The 18,504-nt window shown below is 68.0% G+C and carries 14 protein-coding genes; 5 read left to right on the forward strand and 9 right to left on the reverse strand.

Annotated features, from left to right (window positions below):
- Positions 1 to 62: 62 nt before the first annotated feature.
- Together ACFY3V_RS26775 and ACFY3V_RS26780 are read right to left on the reverse strand one after the other, a co-directional pair.
- Entirely contained in the window at positions 63 to 782 is a 720-nt protein-coding gene (locus tag ACFY3V_RS26775) for an ATP-binding protein (protein WP_389777255.1), read from the reverse strand.
- Positions 779 to 1,207, reverse strand: coding sequence for a hypothetical protein (locus ACFY3V_RS26780; RefSeq protein WP_389777258.1), 429 nt, complete (start codon positions 1,205 to 1,207; stop codon positions 779 to 781). The genes ACFY3V_RS26775 and ACFY3V_RS26780 overlap by 4 nt, the downstream gene beginning before the upstream one ends.
- A 480-nt stretch (positions 1,208 to 1,687) precedes the next feature.
- On the opposite strand from ACFY3V_RS26780, the gene ACFY3V_RS26785 reads away from it, so the two are divergent.
- Positions 1,688 to 2,509 (forward strand): helix-turn-helix domain-containing protein, encoded by an 822-nt coding sequence (locus ACFY3V_RS26785; protein WP_389777261.1) that lies wholly within the window; start codon positions 1,688 to 1,690, stop codon positions 2,507 to 2,509.
- Entirely contained in the window at positions 2,500 to 2,712 is a 213-nt protein-coding gene (locus ACFY3V_RS26790) for a DUF397 domain-containing protein (protein ID WP_389777264.1), read from the forward strand. The genes ACFY3V_RS26785 and ACFY3V_RS26790 overlap by 10 nt, the downstream gene beginning before the upstream one ends.
- Positions 2,713 to 2,776: 64 nt before the next feature.
- Here the strand turns inward: ACFY3V_RS26790 and ACFY3V_RS26795 are convergent, their stop codons facing one another.
- The 3 genes from ACFY3V_RS26795 to ACFY3V_RS26805 form a co-directional block, all read right to left on the reverse strand.
- On the reverse strand, positions 2,777 to 3,115 hold the full coding sequence (locus tag ACFY3V_RS26795; protein WP_362899328.1) for an XRE family transcriptional regulator: 339 nt from the start codon (positions 3,113 to 3,115) through the stop codon (positions 2,777 to 2,779).
- Positions 3,116 to 3,291: 176 nt separating this feature from the next.
- A complete protein-coding gene (locus ACFY3V_RS26800) occupies positions 3,292 to 3,486 on the reverse strand; it encodes a hypothetical protein (RefSeq protein WP_362899330.1) in 195 nt (64 codons plus the stop codon).
- A 112-nt stretch (positions 3,487 to 3,598) separates the two neighbouring features.
- Complete coding sequence (locus ACFY3V_RS26805) at positions 3,599 to 4,552, reverse strand: WYL domain-containing protein (RefSeq protein ID WP_362899332.1); 954 nt, start codon at positions 4,550 to 4,552, stop codon at positions 3,599 to 3,601.
- 62 nt (positions 4,553 to 4,614) lie between these two features.
- Here ACFY3V_RS26805 and ACFY3V_RS26810 point away from each other — a divergent pair, with 62 nt between their 5' ends.
- Positions 4,615 to 5,760 carry an epoxide hydrolase family protein gene (locus tag ACFY3V_RS26810; protein ID WP_389777269.1) on the forward strand — a complete coding sequence of 382 codons (1,146 nt, stop codon included), beginning with the start codon at positions 4,615 to 4,617 and terminating at the stop codon, positions 5,758 to 5,760.
- Positions 5,761 to 5,808: 48 nt separating this feature from the next.
- Here ACFY3V_RS26810 and ACFY3V_RS26815 read toward each other — a convergent pair whose 3' ends face one another.
- Positions 5,809 to 7,143 (reverse strand): xylan 1,4-beta-xylosidase, encoded by a 1,335-nt coding sequence (locus tag ACFY3V_RS26815; RefSeq protein WP_362899336.1) that lies wholly within the window; start codon positions 7,141 to 7,143, stop codon positions 5,809 to 5,811.
- 542 nt (positions 7,144 to 7,685) lie between these two features.
- Between ACFY3V_RS26815 and ACFY3V_RS26820 the strand changes: the two genes are divergently transcribed.
- Positions 7,686 to 10,133, forward strand: a complete 2,448-nt coding sequence (locus tag ACFY3V_RS26820) for a M14 family zinc carboxypeptidase (protein WP_350947564.1) — start codon at positions 7,686 to 7,688, stop codon at positions 10,131 to 10,133.
- Between the two features lie 78 nt (positions 10,134 to 10,211).
- On the opposite strand, the gene ACFY3V_RS26825 is transcribed toward ACFY3V_RS26820, so the two are convergent.
- From ACFY3V_RS26825 to ACFY3V_RS26835, 3 genes are read right to left on the reverse strand one after another with little or no spacing between them, the layout of a single operon-like run.
- The gene (locus ACFY3V_RS26825) at positions 10,212 to 11,525 is read right to left on the reverse strand and encodes a phosphotransferase (protein WP_389777274.1); all 1,314 of its coding nucleotides are present in this window, start codon (positions 11,523 to 11,525) and stop codon (positions 10,212 to 10,214) included.
- 4 nt (positions 11,526 to 11,529) lie between these two features.
- The gene (gene treS / locus ACFY3V_RS26830) at positions 11,530 to 13,233 is read right to left on the reverse strand and encodes a maltose alpha-D-glucosyltransferase (RefSeq protein WP_350947566.1); all 1,704 of its coding nucleotides are present in this window, start codon (positions 13,231 to 13,233) and stop codon (positions 11,530 to 11,532) included.
- 45 nt (positions 13,234 to 13,278) lie between these two features.
- Positions 13,279 to 15,399, reverse strand: a complete 2,121-nt coding sequence (locus tag ACFY3V_RS26835) for an alpha-1,4-glucan--maltose-1-phosphate maltosyltransferase (RefSeq protein ID WP_350947567.1) — start codon at positions 15,397 to 15,399, stop codon at positions 13,279 to 13,281.
- A 354-nt stretch (positions 15,400 to 15,753) separates the two neighbouring features.
- Between ACFY3V_RS26835 and glgP the strand changes: the two genes are divergently transcribed.
- Positions 15,754 to 18,336 (forward strand): alpha-glucan family phosphorylase, encoded by a 2,583-nt coding sequence (gene glgP / locus ACFY3V_RS26840; RefSeq protein WP_350947568.1) that lies wholly within the window; start codon positions 15,754 to 15,756, stop codon positions 18,334 to 18,336.
- Positions 18,337 to 18,504: the final 168 nt, after the last annotated feature.

The raw sequence follows: 18,504 nt of genomic DNA on the forward strand, positions 1-18,504 counted from the left end.
ATCATCTGGTCGCGAGCGAGTGAGCGGGCGGGCGGAGGTCGTTCGGGCTCGGGGCTGAGGTCTCAGCGGTCGCCGACGGAGAGACGCCAGCGGGCCCAGACGGTTTTACCGGGGCGGTCGGGAAGAGGATTGACGCCGTGATCGTGGGCGAGGGCCCTGACGATGGCCAGCCCGCGGCCGTGCAGCGACTCGGGATCCAGGGTGAGATGACGTGGCTGCCCGGGACCTCGGTCGGTGACCTGGACCTGGAACTCGTCGGCGTCGGCCCGCAGGGAGAGCCTGACCACGGGCTCGCCGTGGACGATCGCGTTGGCGAGCAGCTCGCCGGCCACCAGGGCGACGTCGTCGACGAGGTGGTGCAGCGCCCAGGCCGCGAGGGTCTCGCTCACCATGGCGCGAGCCTTGCCGACGATCGGCAGATCGTGCGGCAGGTCCCAGCAGACGGTGCGCGGGCCGTCCGTGGGGTGCGGTGCGTCAGGGGTCTCGGGCATGGCCTCTCCTCGGGACGGCGGTGTGATGTCTTCGGCCTCGCGCATCAGGGCGCGTAGTTCGTCGGCGGTGCGGGCTCGCACGATCAGGGGTTCGGCGGCGGGCCAGACGGCGACGGCGTGGAAGTGCCGGGTGCCGGTGCCGTACCAGACGGTCCAGGCGGGCTCGATCTGGTCGAGCTGCTCGGCGGCGGCGCGCTCGGCCAGGTCCCAGGCTCGGAAGTCGACCCGCGCGATGGCGGCCCCGCGCCGGTGTCTCCCGCTCTGCCGGGGCTGGGAGACGCGTTCGTTCATGTCGTCGCTCCCTGCCGGTGCGGGGTGTGCTTGCCGGAGGGGGTGCGGGGACCCGGCGGTCGTCCTCGCCGGTACGGCACGGCGGCGACCGTGACCCCGGACGGCTCAGGGCGCCGGTGCCGGCCGGGGGAGACCTCCGGGAGCCGCACCGGGGAAACGGCGGGGGGTGTGGGGGCGGGGATCGAACGGATGGGCGTCGCGACCGGCGGGTGGCCCGAGAGGCCGAGGCGGCGGCGGACGGTCATCCGGGCGTGGACCTGCGCGGGGGTGGGCTGCTCCCAGTGGTGGCGGGCGCGGTGCGGGAGGCTGTCGGCCTCGTGCGCGTACGGGGGATGACCGCACCACCGGCAACCGAGCGGCATCGGCGGCCGGTCCGCGTGCCAACGCACCCTGATGGGCCTGGGGTTTCCTTTAGGGTGATGCATCAGATCGGACCTCCGATGTCCGGTCGAGGGGCTCGTCCCGGCCTGCGATGCCGTGGCGGGTCCCGCTTTCGTTTCTGGGGTGGGGGCTTTTCCGGGGCGGGCTCGGCGCTGTCCGGCGGGTTGTGCCTGCGTCAGATGACTTCCGGCTGTCCGATCAGGACTTGCCGAGTGGTGACAGGTCTGTATCCGGCGGATGCATGAACTACCTGTCGATGTCGCATGTTCCGGCACCTCGGCGTCATTTCTGACCTTCTTTTCCGGACATAGCCACCTATTTTGGCGACAGGTTTACCGGGGTCTTTTGGTGCATGTGGTAAGCAGGCTTATCCGATGATTTTCTCGCGCCTTTCGTTCTCTTCACAGGGTGCCCTCGACCGGCTACGTTAGGTATCGAAACTCCCCGCACACCACCAGGACACTTTGTAGTGGACTGTGTTTTTTTGTGTTGCCGGAGTAGCGCCCCCACAGGACGGAGCTGAAATGTCCGCTTTCCAGGAAGCCGACCCTTCGGTAAAGCCGCTGGTCCTTTTGGGGGCCGAACTTCGCAAACACCGAAAGAGAACAGGCATCTCCATAGAGCGCCTGGCGGAGGTCATCCCTTTCAGTGCGAGCCTGATCGGCTTCACCGAGCGAGGGCAGCGCAGGGCAGGCCGGAGCTTCATGGAGCACTACGACAAGGCCGTGGGCGCGGGCGGGGAGCTCGTTCGGCTCTGGGAGCACATCACCCGCTCGGCGAGCCCTCGGTGGTTCCGTGGGTGGCTGGACATCGAACAGGAGGCGCACACGCTGCACACCTGGGAGCCGCTCGTCATACCCGGCCTTCTCCAGATAGAGGGGTACGCGCGGGCGGTTATCCGCGGCGAGCCCGGCATAACCGACGGGCAGGCAGAAAAGGCTGTCGCTGCTCGGGTGGAACGCCAGATGGTCTTTGACCGTGCGACCCCGCCTCTATTTCGGGCGGTGATTGACGAAGGCGTTCTGTACCGCCCCATCGGCGGCAAGGAGATCATGCGTCAACAACTCGAACGTCTCGCGCAGGCGATAGAGTCCTCCCGAATCGGCATCCAGATCGTTCCCATGGAACTGGGAGTAACGACGGGAATTCTCGGCGGCTTCATGATCGCACAGCTTCCAGGGAGCCCGGATATGGTGTATATCGAGTCCGCAACCAATGGATATGTGTCGAGTCGTCCAGAGGATGTGGAAGCTATCCACGCCAGATACGACGCCCTGCGCGCGGAGGCGCAGCCTGAGCGCGCATCCATCGAGTTGATCAGAAAGGCAGAGAAACTGTGGATCTGAGCGATGAGTTGAGGACTGCAGCCTGGCGTAAGGCCACCAAGAGCGGATCTAACCAGGGGAACTGCCTGGAGGTGGCTCCGTTGTCGGGTGGTCGGGTGGGGCTGCGGGATACCGAGGCTCCTGAGCGGGCGCCGTTCGTGGTGAGTGCGAGCGTGTGGGACGCCTTCGTGGACGGCGCCAAGAAGGGCGAGTTCGACTTCTGACTCCGCCTCAGGAAGCGAGAGAAGCCCTCGGTCGCCTGGCCGAGGGCTTCTGCTGCCGTATGGGCTATGCCACGGTGTATTCGACGTCGCCGAAGTCGGCCACGACACGCAGCCGTCCGCCGAGAGCCTCGACGTAGGAGCGCAAGGTCGCCACCTCGACACGGTCGACCTCCCCGTGTTCGATGGCTGAGACCCTTGGGCCGGAGACCCCCATGGTGGTGGCCACATCCCGCTGGGTCAGATCCTGCTCACGTCTGATCTCCGCGAGCTTGTGCGCCCTGACCTCAGCGGCGAGCTGCTCCATCGCGGCGGACTTCTCGTCATCCGATTGCACGGGCAGTCCCGCAGCCTGACGCCGCTCCCGCGCCCGCTGCTTCACCTCGTCCCAGTTGACCGTGCTCATTCGTACTCCCTGCTAGCCAGCTCCATCCATGGCTTAACCCTGGCATTAAGTTGGCGGCAAGGAGGCACTTTTCTGATCACAGGGGTGCACGCGAGCGGAAGCCGCCGGTCGGCGCGTTTTGGGATGTGCCAGGCACTTCAGGCCGTTGAAGGATGTGTCCAGGCGACGTCCGGAGGCTAGAGGAAGAACCCTGCGGGCGCGGCCACGAACAGGTCGACCTCGCGGACGTGCCCGGTGTTGGCGGTGAAGGTGAAGTTCGACCAGGCACGGTACGGATCCGCGTCGGGTAGTACCGAGCGGACGTGTTCCGGGGCCTCGCGCTCGTGCTGGTATTGGGAAGGCGTGACCGTGGTCCAACGGCCTTCCAGCACGTTAAGGATCTCCAAAGCAGTGGGGGCTGCGTGGCTGTGCACCAGGTAGATCGCGGGCCCCGCCGAGCCGGGGGACTTCGATAACGGGCTGCTTACAGTGAGCCGATTCCCATCAGGTGGGGGTGGCGGCGGCGAGGCGGGTGGAGAGGGCGCGGATGCGGTCGACGAGCTCGGGCGGCTCGTGCACCTCGAAGTCGATGTCCATCAGCGCGACCCAGACGGCGAGCTCGTCGAGGTCGTTCGCACCGCTGGACACCGTGCAGGACCGCTCGTCGATCGGCTCGATCGCCCCCATCGTGGCCGGCATGTGCTCGGCGACGACCTCGGCCGGAGCGTGCATCGTGAAGCGACCCTGGTAGCGATAGGGCGCTCCGGAGATCGAACGGGACATGTAGGCCGCCAGGTCGGGGTCGGGCGGGTCGCGAGGCACGAATCGCGGCCCGTTCGGCGTCCGCAGGCTCAGGCGGTCGATCCGATAGGTGCGCCAGCCGGCCCGGCCGGTGTCCCAGCCCAGCAGATACCAGTGCCGTCCCGAATGGACGAGCCGGTAGGGCTCGGCGGCGCGGACGCTCTCCTGCCCGTCGTGCGTGCGGTAGTCGAACCGCAGGGTCTCGTGGTCGCGGCAGGCGGCGGCGATCGCGCTCAGGGACGCCGGGTCCACCGCCGAACCCGCCCGTCCCATCGGCACGGTCATCGACCGCAGCGCGTGTACCCGATGCCGGAGCCGGGACGGCAGCACCTGCTCCAGCTTGGCCAGCGCCCGCACGGAGGTCTCCTCGATCCCCGACACCGAGCTCCCGGCCGCCGTGCGCAGGCCCACCGCGACCGCCACCGCCTCGTCGTCGTCCAGCAGCAGCGGAGGCAGGTCCGTGCCCGCGCCGAGACGGTAGCCGGGCGCGCCCGCGGTGGCGTGCACGGGATAACCCAGCTCGCGCAGCCGCCCGACGTCACGGCGGACGGTCCGGGTGGTCACGCCGAGCCGCTCCGCCAGTTCCGCACCCGCCCACTCCCGGTGGGTCTGCAGGAGCGAGAGCAGTCTGAGCAACCGGGCCGATGTCTCCAACATGCCCCCAGATTGCCGTACTTCTAGGACCGATCCTGTCCTAACCCCTCCCTAGCGTGATCACCATGACGTTCACCACGGAGATCGCTCCGTTCCGCATCGATATCCCGCAGTCCGCGCTCGACGACCTGCACGACCGGCTGGCGCGCACCCTCTGGCCCGACGAGCTGCCCGGCGTCGGCTGGTCGTACGGCATCCCGGTCTCGTACGTGCGGCAACTGGCCGAGTACTGGCGCAGCGGGTACGACTGGCGGAAGCACGAGGCGGCGCTCAACGAGTACCCGCAGTTCACCACCGAGATCGACGGCCAGAACATCCACTTCCTGCACGTGCGGTCCCCCGAGCCGGACGCGCTGCCGCTCGTCCTCACCCACGGCTGGCCCGGTTCGATCGTCGAGTTCACGAAGGTGATCGGCCCGCTCACCGACCCTCGCGCCCACGGCGGTGACCCCGCCGACGCCTTCCACGTCGTCGCCCCGTCCATACCCGGCTTCGCCTTCTCGGGTCCCACCCGTGAGACCGGCTGGGACCTGCGCCGGGTCGCCCGCGCGTGGGCCGAGCTGATGAGCCGCCTCGGATACGAGCGCTACGGCGCCCAGGGCGGCGACAGCGGCTCGGTCGTCTCCCCCGAGCTCGGCCGCGTCGCCCCCGACCGGGTGGTCGGCGTGCACGTCAACGGCGCGCTCGGCTTCCCGACCTTCGACCCGGCCGAGATGGAGGGCCTTACCGAGACCGAGCAGGCCCGCATGATGCTCTACGCCGACAACGACCGCTCCGGCTACGCGGTCCTTCAGGCCACCCGGCCGCAGACCGTCGCCTTCGGCCTGCACGATTCCCCCGCCGCCCAGCTGGCCTGGATCGTGGAGAAGTTCAAGGAGTGGACCGACCCCGCGCACGACCTGCCCGAGGAGGCGGTTGACCGTGACCAGATGCTCACCGACGTGACGATCTACTGGCTGACCCGCACCGCCGCCTCGTCCGCCCGGCTCTACAAGGAGGGCTCGGCACAGTGGGGGACGCCGGTCGAACGTTCGGAGATCGCGCACGGGGTCGCTGTCTTCCCCGGCGACGGCGGGATCCGGCGTGTCGCCGAACGCGAGCACAACGTGATCCACTGGTCGGAGTTCGACCGGGGCGGTCACTTCGCCGCGATGGAGGCCCCCGACCTGCTGATCGACGACGTCCGGACGTTCTTCCGCAAGGTCCGCTGACGATACGGAATGTGTCCGGCCGTCGGTGCTCCGGGCGACGTTCGGAGGTTAGCGGTCGCTCCACTTGATCTCGTGGGGGAGCAGGGTGAACGACCTGCCGTCCACGGTCGTGGTGATCTCGGCGTCGACGGTGTTGACCATCAGTAGCCGGCGAGGCTGCGCGAGCACCCGGACGCCGGGGTCGGAGGAGGTGACGGGCTCAAGCTTGGCTCCGGCGGGGAACCAGGTGGCGAAGTCGGCGATGAGTTTGCCGGTCGGGAGTTCGGCGCCGGTCCCCGGGTCCCACATGCACCCCTGGCAGGTGCCCTGCTTGGTCTGTGGATTCCAGTACAGCGCCGTGGCGGCACCGCTCTTCGCGAACTCGATCATCGAGGCGGCCTGGACGGCGAGCCGCATCGGCTCGGGCCAGGTGGTCTTGTCCTCGGGAACGAAGTACCACTCCGACCACCAGACCGGCATGTCGCCGGTCCTCTCGCGCAGCCAGGTGGTGACCGCGCTGAACTTGCCCAGCGCGCCGAACGCGTCGGGCAGCATCTCGTGGGCGTCGGTCAGCGAGGCGCCGTCGACCACGATGAAGTCGGCGCCCTTCTTGTTCTTGAACCAGTACTCGAAGGCGTCCAGGGCGTTCTGGTTGACGACCCCCCACGGCCCCCGCAGCTCGGACTTTCCCGTCCTGTTGCTGTCGAAGCCGAGATAGGGGCCGCCGACCATGGCGTCGGGCCTGGCCGCCTTCACCGCGTCGTAGACCTTGTTGTAGAGCTCGGTGTAGCCCTTGAAGTCCGCGGGCTTGGAGTGGTCCTTCCAGAAGCCCTTGAACTCGTTCCAGACCATGAAGTACTTGACGTCGCGATACTTGGTGGCGACGGCCGCCGACAGCTTGGCGAAGTCGTCGAAGTGCTTGGGGTAGGGGGCGTCCTCCAGGTGCTCGCTCCAGCCCACGTCCGTGGTCGGGCCCTCGGGGCCGCCCTTCATCCAGTCGGGGGCGCAGCAGAGCGTCATGATCTGCGTGCCGCCGGACAGCCTCATGAGGTTCGTCCGGCTGTCGAGGTCCTCCCAGTAGAACTCTTTCGGACGGGGCTGGGGGTTGAGCGCTCCGAATCCCATGATGTGCTGGTTCTGCAGCATCGGGGTTCTGGCGAGAGTCCCGGCCACGACCCGCTCGAACTGCTCGGTGACGTTGTTGGCGCTCACCCCCGTGTGGGTGAGCCCCCACCGGGGCCACGCGGGGTCGACCGGCGGTGCCTTCCCGATCGCGGTGTCGAGCACCGCCGGTGGGGTGGCGGACTGCCGTGCGACGGGAGGCGCCTCGTCGGCGGTGTCGGCGGAGGAGCACCCCGCCGCCACCAGTGCCATCGCGACGACCCCCGCAGCCGAGGCGATCATCCGTCCAGGACGCCACCGCGCCGATGCTCCACTGCCTGATGACACCTGATCCCCGCTCGATCTTGGCCGTCTGCTTTGCCCAGAGCGTTCCACAGGCGAGGTAAAAGCCGCGTATAGCGGCGTGGTTCGCCGGCCAATATCGTGGCCGATCGCCTCGGTCGGCCGCGTCCAGGAAGCCGCCGGCCGGCAAGGAAGGGCCGACCAAGCTGCTGGACCACCTCGTGGTCGGGGGCAGGAAGCCTCCGTCCCAGATGGTCGCGGCCGGGCAGGGGAGACAGAACTACCCAAAACAGCCTTAAAAGCGACAAATTAGATTATATCTGGCAAGACTTGAGATTGGGGCTACGGCGACTGCATCTCAAAACGTGTACTTTATGTATAAATATCATATAAATTTTACCGTAAAATTATCGAATGCGCAGAATGCTGCTTTTTGGGGTCTTGACGAAGATACGTCCTCTAGTGGAGATTCTTGCCGATTGCGTACTTTCTGCCGGGATGACCCACTACCCGGAGACGTGCGCCAACTGGAGGCATCTCTCATGAGGAGTTCTCTCGATGGCAGGAGACTCGGCCGTATCGCGGTCGTGCTCACTCTTCCCATTGCCCTGAGCTTCGGTTCGTTCCCCGTTCTCGCCGAGCCGTCCCCGCCGGTCAGCGAGGTTGTCCCCGACCATCAGTCCAGCACCGAGCAGAACGGTGTGGCGCTGCTGCGCGTCATCGTCCCCGACGAGGCCGGCATCGACCGGCTCAACTCCATGGGCGTCGACCTCGCGGAGTACAAGAAGCCCGTCGACGGCGGGTTCGAGATGCACGCGGTACTGAGCCCGGAGGAGGCCCAGAACCTCCGCGATCTCGGTTTCAACATCGTCGGCAAGATCTCCGACCAGACGGAGTTCGCCGAGAACCTGGTCCAGCGGCGGAGTGCCGTCGCGGCCGAGGCCCAGGCGGCGGCGGAGGTCGACACGCTGACCCCGCTCCGCGCCGAGTGGTTCACCAGCCTCGACAACCAGAACTTCCTCTCCGTCGAGGTGAAGTCGAGCGCCATCGACGCGGCGACGGTGCTCACCGTCGCCTGGGACAGCGGCAAGGGCACCGCCCCCGACTCGGGCGGCACCGCGACGATGTCGCGCTTCACCGACGCCGGCCAGTACATGTACCACCGGTTCAGCTCGCCGCTGGCCGTGACCGCGGTTCCCACCAAGGCCACGATCACCAGCAACCGGGGTGGTTCGGTCACGGTTCCGGTGACCAAGTGGCTGGGTGAGAAGCGCAAGCCCCCGAAGAAGCACTACGTCGTGGACTTCGTCGACCGCTACATGGACCCGACCGAGATCACCGACCGGATCTCCGGCCTGGCCCAGGAATTCCCGAAGATCTCGCAGATCATCGATCTGCCGCACAAGACGAACGGCTACCGCCGGGCGGCGCAGGCCCAGTTCGGCACCGTCGCGGCGAGCACGTTCTACGTGACCTCGAAGGCGTACGGGCACGAGGGCGGCAACGACATCAGCGTGGCGCTGGTGAAGCCGGACGCCGCCTCGGCCGCGCTGAGCGTGTCGGTGAGCGGCAAGAACGTCGTGGTCAACCTCGGCACGAACGAGTCCTCCGCGATCAACAGCACCGCCAAGGCGGTGGTGGACGCGCTCAACGGCAACGCCGCGGCGTCGGCGCTGCTGACCGCCGCCACCTACCGGGGCAACGCGGGTGCCGGTCTTGTCGCCGCGGCCGTGGCGACGAAGCTGACCGACAACCTCAAGGCGCCGGCGACCGTCTCGCGCGAGCCGTTCCAGACGAAGGCGCTGCGCATCGGCAAGCAGCGCGACGGCTCGAAGGTCGGCGTGTTCCTCTACTGCCAGGAGCACGCCCGCGAATGGGTGACCCCGCTGACCTGTGTGGAGACCGCCGAGCGGCTGCTGCGCAACTACGCCCGGGACGGGGAGACCAAGAAGCTGGTCGACAACCTCGACATCTTCATCATGCCCACGGTCAACCCCGACGGCGGGCACTACAGCGTGTACGACTACAACATGCAGCGCAAGACCATGACCAACCACTGCCCGGTCAACGCGGCCGACCCCGCGAACCGCAACGCCTGGGGTGTGGACCTGAACCGCAACTTCTCGGTCGGTTCGGTCTTCGACGGTTACAGCGGCGCCTCGACGAGCTGCACCAGCGGCACCTACGCGGGCCCGGCCGAGCTGTCGGAGCCGGAGGCTCGCAACGAGGTCTGGATCACCGAGCAGTACCCGAACATCAAGTTCGCGATGAACACGCACTCCTACGGCGGCTACTTCATGTGGGCTCCGGGCTCGTACAAGTCCGCGGGGCGTGAGACGCTGCCGCGGCCCGACTTCGGTACGGAGAACTTCTTCTGGAGTGCCTCCAACCACATCCTCTCCAGCGTCCAGTCCTGGCGCGGCAACGGTATCTGGCCGGGCCGCACCGGTCCGATCCCGGACGTGCTGTACTCCGCGGCCGGTAACAGCGCCGACGAGCACTGGTACAACCGGGGCATCATCGGCTGGAGCTTCGAGGTCGGCGCGGACGTCTACAACCCGCAGACCGGGCGTTTCGAGGCGGTCGGCTTCCAGCCGCCGTTCGCCGAGGGCCACGAGGAGGCGATGGAGTTCTCGTCCGGGCAGATCGGCATCCTGGAGGTGGCCCGCCAGTACGCCGATGACAAGAAGAAGCCCGCCTCCAAGGTGAAGGTGACCGACCGGGCCGAAACGTCGACCACGTTCACCTTCGAGGTCGACGAGCCCGCCAACATCTACTACACCCTGGACGGCAGCCGGCCGACGCTGAACTCCACCAAGCTTCTCAGCGCGGGAATGCGCGAGGGCACCCAGCAGATCACGCTCGACAAGACCTCCGACGTCCACTGGTTCGCCGTGGACATCGCGGGCAACGTGGAGGGCAACTACAAGCCCGACGGCAACGGCAACAACTACCGCAAGGCGAAGGTGGAGGTCCGTAAGCTCCCCTGACCTCTTGAGATGTTCGTGCGGCCGCCGGTCCACCGACCGGCGGCCGTTCGGCGCTCTCCCCGCGCCACGGGAGGGCGTCTAATGGCCGGTTTCGAAGGCGGCCATCGGGATGTGCAGCCAGGTCGGGCGGTTGCGGGACTCGTAGACGACCTCGTACGCGGCCTTGTCGAGTTCCAGGGCGCGCAGCAGGACGGCGTCCTCGGCGCGCAGATGGCCGCCTCCGGCGGAGTAGCCGGCGAGGAAGGAGGAGCGGTTGAGCTCGGCCCACTCCACCGCGCGGGGGCGGAGGGCGTCGGGGTCGGGGTGGTCGGCGAGCAGGTGGCGGGCGGCGTAGTCGAAGGAGCGGAGCATCCCGGCCACGTCACGCAGCGGGGAGGACAGGGCGCGGCGCTCGGCGATGGGCCGGCCGGGTTCGCCCTCGAAGTCGAGGATGACCCAGTCGTTGTTGGTGCGCATCACCTGGCCGAGGTGGTAGTCGCCGTGGACCCGCTGGACGGGCATCTCCCCGGCCACGTCCGAGACCCGCTGGTAGGCCTCCTCCGCGACGTGGGCCTGGGCGCCGAGGGCGGGCACCTCCTGCACCGCGACGTTCAGGCGGCGGCGGAACTCCTCGACCATCCGCTTGACCTCCTGCGACTCGATCACGTCGGTCGGGAACGCCTCGGCCATCTCCCGGTGGACCGTGGCGGTGGTCACGCCGAGGCGGTAGGACTCGGAGCTGAAGTCGCCGCCCGCGTCGGAGGCCGAGGGTTCGAGGGAGCCGTACAGGTCGCGGACGCTGGCCAGGGCGAGGGCCCAGCCGTCGTTGGCGTTGGACAGGAACTCCTGGGTCATCGCCAGCGTGGTGGTCTCGCCGTCGAGGTCCGTCTCGATCCAGCCGTACGGCTTGGCGATGTGCGTGCTGCCGCGCAGGGCGAGGGCGGTGACGATCTCCAACTCGGGGTTCACCCCGGCGGTCAGGCGGCGGAACAGCTTGCAGATGTAGGTGCCGCCGTACACCAGCGAGGTGTTGGACTGCTCGGCGCCGAGGACGAGGCTCCGTTTGGAGGTGTCGATCTCCACCCCGTCGAGGTGGCGGAAGCGGACGGCGCCGAGGTCGCGGCCTTCCGCCATGCCGTCGAGCAGGGCGGTGGTGAGGTCGGCGTCGTAGGCGGCGTCGTAGTAGCCGTCGCCGATGTGGGCCGGTTTGAAGCGGGCCCACTCCGGCGCCTCGCTGCCGAGCAGCAGCTGGTAGCGGTCCCGGCCCCCTGACTGGTGGACGGAGATGATCAGGTGACGCAGGCGCGGTGCCAGTTCCACGTCCGAGTCGATGACGAGATCGTCGATCGGGCGCCCCTTACCGGCGAACCATCGTTGATGGGTGATCCAGCCGGTAAGGAGCTCCGTCAACACGGCTTTACGCCTCCTGGGATGCGGGTGGCAGGGTGAACCAGTAGAACCCATGCCCAGGAAGCGTCAAAAGATACGGAAGCTCCCCAACCGATGGAAAAGGAACCCCGCCCATCGTCTCCACCGGGACCGATCCCTCGAAGCGGCGCAGGTCGAGCTCCACCGGCTGCGGGAATCGGGACAGGTTGTTGACGCACAGCATCCGGTCGTCGCCGAGCTCGCGCACGAAGGCGAGAACGCTCGGGTTGGACGAGTTCAGCTCGGTGAACTCGCCGAGGCCGAAGACCGGGTGCCGCTTGCGGATGTCGATCATCCGCTTGGTCCAGTGCAGCAGCGAGCCCGCGCTGCGCTGCTGCGCCTCGACGTTGAGCGCCTGGTAGCCGTAGATCGGGTCCATGATGACCGGGAGATACAGGCGTCCGGGGTCGCAGTCGGAGAATCCCGCGTTGCGGTCGGGGCTCCACTGCATGGGGGTACGGACACCGTCGCGGTCGCCCAGCCAGATGTTGTCCCCCATCCCGATCTCATCGCCGTAGTACAGCACGGGAGATCCCGGAAGGGAGAGCAGCAACGCCGTGAAAAGCTCAATCTGGTTGCGATCGTTCTCCAGCAGCGGGGCGAGCCGCCGCCGGATGCCGACGTTGGCCCGCATCCTGGGGTCCTTGGCGTACTCCGAGTACATGTAGTCGCGCTCGTCGTCCGTCACCATCTCGAGCGTGAGCTCGTCGTGGTTGCGCAGGAAGATGCCCCACTGGCAGTTCTCCGGGATCTTCGGCGTCTGGGCCATGATCTCGGAGATGGGGTAGCGCGACTCCCGCCGCACCGCCATGAAGATGCGCGGCATCAGCGGGAAGTGGAACGCCATGTGGCACTCGTCACCGCCGGTGGCGGCGTCGCCGAAGTACTCGACCACGTCGGCGGGCCACTGGTTGGCCTCGGCGAGCAGCACCCGGTCGGGGTAGAGCCGGTCGACCTCCGCCCTGACCCGCTTGAGGTACTCGTGGGTCCTGGGCAGGTTCTCGCAGTTGGTGCCGTCCTGCTCGAAGAGGTACGGGATCGCGTCCATCCGGAAGCCGTCGATGCCCAGGTCCAGCCAGAAGCGCAGCACCTCCAGCATCGCGTCCTGCACGTCCGGGTTCTCGTAGTTGAGGTCCGGCTGGTGCGAGAAGAAACGGTGCCAGTAGTACTGGCCGCGGACGGGGTCGTGGGACCAGTTGGACGTCTCGGTGTCGACGAAGATGATCCGGGCGTCCTTGTAGAGCTCGTCGTGGTCGTTCCAGACGTAGAAGTCGCCGAACGGCCCCTCGGGGTCGTGGCGGGAGGCCTGGAACCACGGGTGCTGGTCGCTCGTGTGGTTCATCACCAGGTCGGCGATGACCCGCATGCCGCGCTTGTGTGCCTCGTCGACGAGTTTCACGAAGTCTCCGAGGTCGCCGAAGTCAGGAAGGATCTTCATGAAGTCGGCGATGTCGTAGCCGCCGTCACGCAACGGCGACTCGTACAGCGGAAGCAGCCAGAGGCAGTCGACACCGAGCCACTGGAGGTAGTCCAGTCTCTGGATGAGACCGCGGATGTCTCCGGTGCCGTCGCCGTTGGAATCGGCGAAACCCCGGATGAGAACCTCGTAGAAGACGGCGCGCTTGAACCAGTACGGGTCGCGCGGTTTCTCCTCGTCGAAGGTGTTCGGAATCGGTTCAGGTAGCTGACTCACCAGTGGACTCCCCGCTGTTCTGCCGGTACACGTGCACCCGCCGGCTCACCGCTGGCTCGCCGCCGCTGCACGCAGAGTGAAGACGTGCGCTGGGTGGATGTGGGGATCGAGACGCACGTAGTTGTCCTGCCGCCAGCGATACGACTCGCCCGACAGTTCGTCGTCCACGACGAACTCGGCTTGCCAGTCGAGACCGAGGGCGGGCATGTCCAGCGACACCGTCGCCTCGTGGGTGTTGTGCGGATCCAGGTTCACGACGACGAGGACAACGTCGCCCAGGCCGTGCCGTCGTGTGGCCGTGTCATAGGCGCCGGGCAACCGCTTGGAGAAGCAGATCACATCCGGGTGGTTGACGCTGTGAAAACGTAGATTACGCAGTTCCTGGAGCGCCGGGTGTGCTCTTCGGAACAAATTGAGTTGCGTGATGAACGGGGCCAGGCTACGGCCTTCCCGCTCAGCCTCAACCCAATTGCGGGGTTTGTACTGATATTTCTCACTATCTAGGTATTCTTCGCTACCCGGTCGAACCGGTACATTCTCCGCAAGTTCATATCCGGCGTACACGCCCCACGTCGGCATCGCCGTCGCCGCGAGCACCGCTCTGATATGAAATGCCGGGACTCCCCCGTGCTGAAGGTATTCGTGGAGAATGTCCGGAGTGTTAACGAACACGTTCGGCCGCATGTAGTGCGACGTCTCGTGGGAGAGCTCGCCCAGGTACGACTCGACGTCCGGGCGCGAGTTCTTCCACGTGTAGTACGTGTACGACTGGTGGAAGCCGACCTTGGCCAGCGTCCGCATCATCGCGGGGCGGGTGAACGCCTCCGCGAGGAACAACACGTCGGGATCGGTGGCGTGGATGTCGGCCAGCAGCTTCTCCCAGAAGGAGACCGGCTTGGTGTGCGGGTTGTCCACCCGGAAGATCCGCACCCCGTGGTCCATCCAGAGCCGTACGACCCGCCTGATCTCCTCGTAGATCCCCTTGGGGTCCTTGTCGAAGTTCAGCGGGTAGATGTCCTGATATTTCTTCGGCGGGTTCTCCGCGTACGCGATCGAGCCGTCGGCGCGGATGTTGAACCACTCCGGGTGCTCCTTGACCCACGGGTGGTCGGGCGCGCACTGCAGGGCGAGGTCGATCGCGATCTCCATGCCCAGCTCGCGGGTCTTGGCCACGAAGGCGTCGAAGTCCTCGAACGTGCCCAGGTCGGGGTGGATGGCGTCGTGGCCACCCTCCTCGGAGCCGATCGCCCAGGGCGAGCCGGGATCGTACGGCTCGGGGGTCAGGGTGTTGTTGCGCCCCTTGCGGAAACTGTGTCCGATCGGGTGGATCGGTGGCAGGTAGACGACGTCGAAGCCCATCTTCGCCACGGCGGGCAGCCGCTTGGCGGCGGTCTGGAAGGTCCCGGACTTGGGGGCGACGCCCTGCTCGATGATCGCGCCCTCGGAGCGCGGGAAGAACTCGTACCACGACCCGAACAGCGCCCTGCGGCGGTGCACCAGGACCGTGCGCGGAGCCGACCTCGTCACCAGGTCGCGCAGCGGGTGGGCGCGCAGCAGCGCCGCGGTCTCGGGAAGCTGGGCGACGGTGAACCGGGCGCGCGGGTCGATCTCGGTGTCGCGCAGTCTGGCCGCGACCGCCTGGAGCGCGGCCCGGTGCCCGCAGACGTGCTGCTGCGCCTCCTTGGCGCGCCTCGCCGTCCTCGCCGCGGGCTTCCTGCCGCTCACCGGCCCGCCGGTCGCAACCGTACCGGTCACGGGTTCGCAGTCGGCGGCACGCACCGCTCTCGCCGCGCGGTCGAAGAGCCGGGCGCCCTCCTCGCACATCAGGTCGGCGTCCAGGCCCCGAGGGATCTTGATGCCCGCGTCGTGCAACCAGGTGGCGAGGGGGTCGCCCCACGCCTCCACCCGGAAACGCCACTCACCCTCGGTGGGCAGCGTCACCTCCACGCCCCACCGGTCGGTGCCGGGGGCGAGCTCGCCCATCGGCAACAGGGGGCCGCGCACGCCGTCGGGGCCGGTGAACACGACCCCTGCCGCGACCGCGTCGTGTCCCTCCCGGAACACGGTCGCGGAGATCTCGAAGGTCTCACCCGCGGCGGCCTTGGCGGGGCGGCGCCCGCAGTCGACCGTGGGGTGGATGTCCTGAATTGGAATTCGTCCGATCATCGCGTCTCAAGGTAGCGGCGGCACGCCCGGTACCGCCGGGGAAGTCAGCAAGGAAGGATCTTCGTTTGTGCAAGCATCACGGGGCGGTCGGTCTCGTGGCAGGCCGAGACCCCGCCCTGCTGGGACGGCCGGTTTCCCGAGGGCAGTACATTCTGGCTCGTATCTCCGGTGCCCCAATAGTCCATCTTCATGCCTGCCGATGGATAGAGTGCGGGACCTCTTACTCTTCCGCGAGTTGTCCTAACAGTCGATCACCTCTCTTTGATGTGTTTGGGGTGGATTGATAGCGGTGAGGGGGAGACGCGTGAGTGTTGAGGTCGCCCTCGTGGCGCTGAGTAACTAGGGTCTGGCAGCGTGAGAGCAATCCGTAGGTTTACCGTCCGCACCGTCCTGCCGCCGGAGCTGGCCTCCCTCGGCGAGCTCGTCCTCAATCTGCGCTGGTCGTGGCACCCCGAGACATTGGATCTGTTCGGTGAGGTCGATCCGGCCATCTGGGGACGCGTCGGGTACGACCCCGTCGCCCTGCTGGGCGCGGTCGAGGCCGACAGGCTCCGTGAGCTCGCCGCCGACCGTCGCTTCCTGAGGCGGCTCGCCGACGCCGCCGACGATCTCCGCGAGTACATGACCGCACCCCGGTGGTACCAGACCATCTCCGAGGCCCCGAAGGCCATCGCCTATTTCTCTCCCGAGTACGGCATCGCCGCCGCCCTGCCGCAGTATTCGGGCGGGCTCGGCATCCTCGCCGGAGACCACCTCAAGGCCGCCAGCGACCTCGGCGTGCCCATCCTCGCCGTCGGCCTGCTGTACCGCCACGGCTACTTCACCCAGTCGCTCTCGCCCGAGGGCTGGCAGCTGGAGCACTACCCCTCCCTCGACCCCGGCGGCCTGCCGCTCACCCTCCTGCGGGAGGAGGACGGCAGCCCGGTACGCATCAAGATCAGCCTTCCCGAGCAGCGCACGCTGCACGCCCAGGTCTGGGTGCTCCAGGTCGGCAGGGTGCCGCTGCTGCTGCTCGACTCCGACGTGGCCGAGAACGACAACGCCGCCCGTGACGTCACCGACCGCCTGTACGGCGGCGGCGGCGACCACCGGCTGCTGCAGGAGCTGCTGCTCGGCGTCGGCGGCGTCCGCGCCATCCGCGCGTACTGCAGGGTCACCGGGCACGCCGAGCCCGAGGTGTTCCACACCAACGAGGGCCACGCGGGCTTCCTCGGCCTGGAGCGCATCCGCGAGCTCACCGAGGCGAGGCTCTCCTTCGACGAGGCGCTGGAGGCGGTGCGGGCCGGGACCGTCTTCACCACGCACACCCCCGTGCCCGCCGGGATCGACCGCTTCCCCGCCGAGATGATCGGACGCCAGTTCGGCGGCGACAACGCGTGGCCCACGGTCCCCGTCGACCGCATCCTCGCGCTGGGCGCCGAGGAGGAGCCGGGCAAGTTCAACATGGCCGCGATGGGCATGCGGCTGGCCCAGCGGGTCAACGGCGTCTCCGAGCTGCACGGCGCGGTGAGCCGGGAGATGTTCAAGAGCCTGTGGCCGGGCTTCGACATCGAAGAGGTCCCGATCGGGTCCATCACCAACGGCGTGCACGCACCCACCTGGGTCGGCCGGGAGATCATGGAGCTCGCCGGCAAGGAGCTGCCCACCCTGGTCGAACGGGCCCAGGGCTGGGAGAGCATCGCCAAGGTCTCCGACGGCGACGTCTGGGGCATCAGGGGACGGCTGCGCGAGAAGCTGGTCGTCGCGGCCCGCGCGCGGCTCCGCCAGTCGTGGATCAACCGGGGCGCCTCGCCGGCCGAGCTCGGCTGGATCGACGACGCCCTCGACCCCGAGGTGCTCACCATCGGCTTCGCCCGCCGGGTGCCCTCGTACAAGCGGCTCACCCTGATGCTGTCCGACCCCGACCGGCTCCGCGCGCTGCTGCTCGACCCCGCCAGGCCGGTGCAGATCGTGATCGCGGGCAAGGCGCACCCGGCCGACGAGGGCGGCAAGAAGCTCATCCAGCAGATCGTGAAGTTCGCCGACTCCGAGGACGTGCGGCACCGCATCGTCTTCCTGCCCGACTACGACATGGCCCTGGGCCAGCTGCTCGTGCAGGGCTGCGACGTGTGGATGAACAACCCGCTGCGCCCGCTGGAGGCGTGCGGCACCTCGGGGATGAAGGCCGCGCTCAACGGCGGGCTCAACCTGTCCATCCGCGACGGCTGGTGGGACGAGTGGTACGACGGCACCAACGGCTGGGCGATCCCCACCGCCGACGGCGTCGCCGACCCCGACCGCCGCGACGAGCTCGAGGCCGCCGCGCTGTACGACCTGATCGAGCACGAGGTCGCCGACCGCTTCTACGACCGGGCCGACGGGCTGCCCCGGCGCTGGCTGGAGATGGTGCGGCACACCCTGGCCTCGCTCGGCCCCAAGGTGCTCGCGGGACGGATGCTCCGCGACTACGTGGTCGACCTCTACGCCCCGGCCGCCAAGTCCGCCCGCGCCCTCTCCGGCGAGGGGTACGAGCAGGCGAAGGGCTTCGCGGCGTGGAAGCTCAGGGTCGGCAGGGCCTGGCCGGGCGTGCGGGTCGAGCACGTGGAGGCCACCGGTCTGGGCGACGGCACCCCGGAGCTCGGGACCTCCCTGGAGCTGAAGGCCACCATCGCGCTCGGCGAGCTGGAGCCGGGGGACATCCGGGTCCAGGCGGCCTACGGCAGGGTCGGAGACCACGACGACCTCGCGGATCCCTGCTATGCGGACCTCGCCGTCGAGACCGAGGGTGACGACGGCAGGGCCGTCTTCGCCGGGACCGTACCCCTCGACCGCACCGGACCCTTCGGCTACACCGTCCGGGTCGTTCCCGACCACCCGCTGGTGGCCTCGAACTCGGAGCTCGGCCTGGTCGCGGTGCCGGAGGAGCCCGTCGGCATGACCAACGGCACCCTGCGCTGACCGCGTGATCACCCGGCGCGCGCGCCGGGTGACGGGACCTCCGTGGTCCTCCCCGTTCTCGGGGAGGACCACGGAGGTCTTTCGCGTTCCGGCCCGTTGAGCGTTCCGGCCCGTTGAGCGCTCCGGCCGCTGAACGGTCCGGTGGTGGACGGTCCGGCGGTGAGCGTT

The organism is Streptosporangium sp. NPDC000095 (assembly GCF_042899335.1).
Lineage (GTDB): Bacteria > Actinomycetota > Actinomycetes > Streptosporangiales > Streptosporangiaceae > Streptosporangium.

Bases quoted from the DNA above. Each gene is read 5' to 3' on its own strand.
- ACFY3V_RS26815 (WP_362899336.1), bottom strand. From the start codon at position 7,143: ATGATCGCCTCGGCTGCGGGGGTCGTCGCGATGGCACTGGTGGCGGCG.
- ACFY3V_RS26795 (WP_362899328.1), bottom strand. From the start codon at position 3,115: ATGAGCACGGTCAACTGGGACGAGGTGAAGCAGCGGGCGCGGGAGCGG.
- ACFY3V_RS26775 (WP_389777255.1), bottom strand. From the start codon at position 782: ATGAACGAACGCGTCTCCCAGCCCCGGCAGAGCGGGAGACACCGGCGC.
- ACFY3V_RS26820 (WP_350947564.1), top strand. From the start codon at position 7,686: ATGAGGAGTTCTCTCGATGGCAGGAGACTCGGCCGTATCGCGGTCGTG.
- ACFY3V_RS26810 (WP_389777269.1), top strand. From the start codon at position 4,615: ATGACGTTCACCACGGAGATCGCTCCGTTCCGCATCGATATCCCGCAG.
- ACFY3V_RS26805 (WP_362899332.1), bottom strand. From the start codon at position 4,552: ATGTTGGAGACATCGGCCCGGTTGCTCAGACTGCTCTCGCTCCTGCAG.
- ACFY3V_RS26780 (WP_389777258.1), bottom strand. From the start codon at position 1,207: ATGCATCACCCTAAAGGAAACCCCAGGCCCATCAGGGTGCGTTGGCAC.
- ACFY3V_RS26835 (WP_350947567.1), bottom strand. From the start codon at position 15,399: ATGATCGGACGAATTCCAATTCAGGACATCCACCCCACGGTCGACTGC.
- ACFY3V_RS26785 (WP_389777261.1), top strand. From the start codon at position 1,688: ATGTCCGCTTTCCAGGAAGCCGACCCTTCGGTAAAGCCGCTGGTCCTT.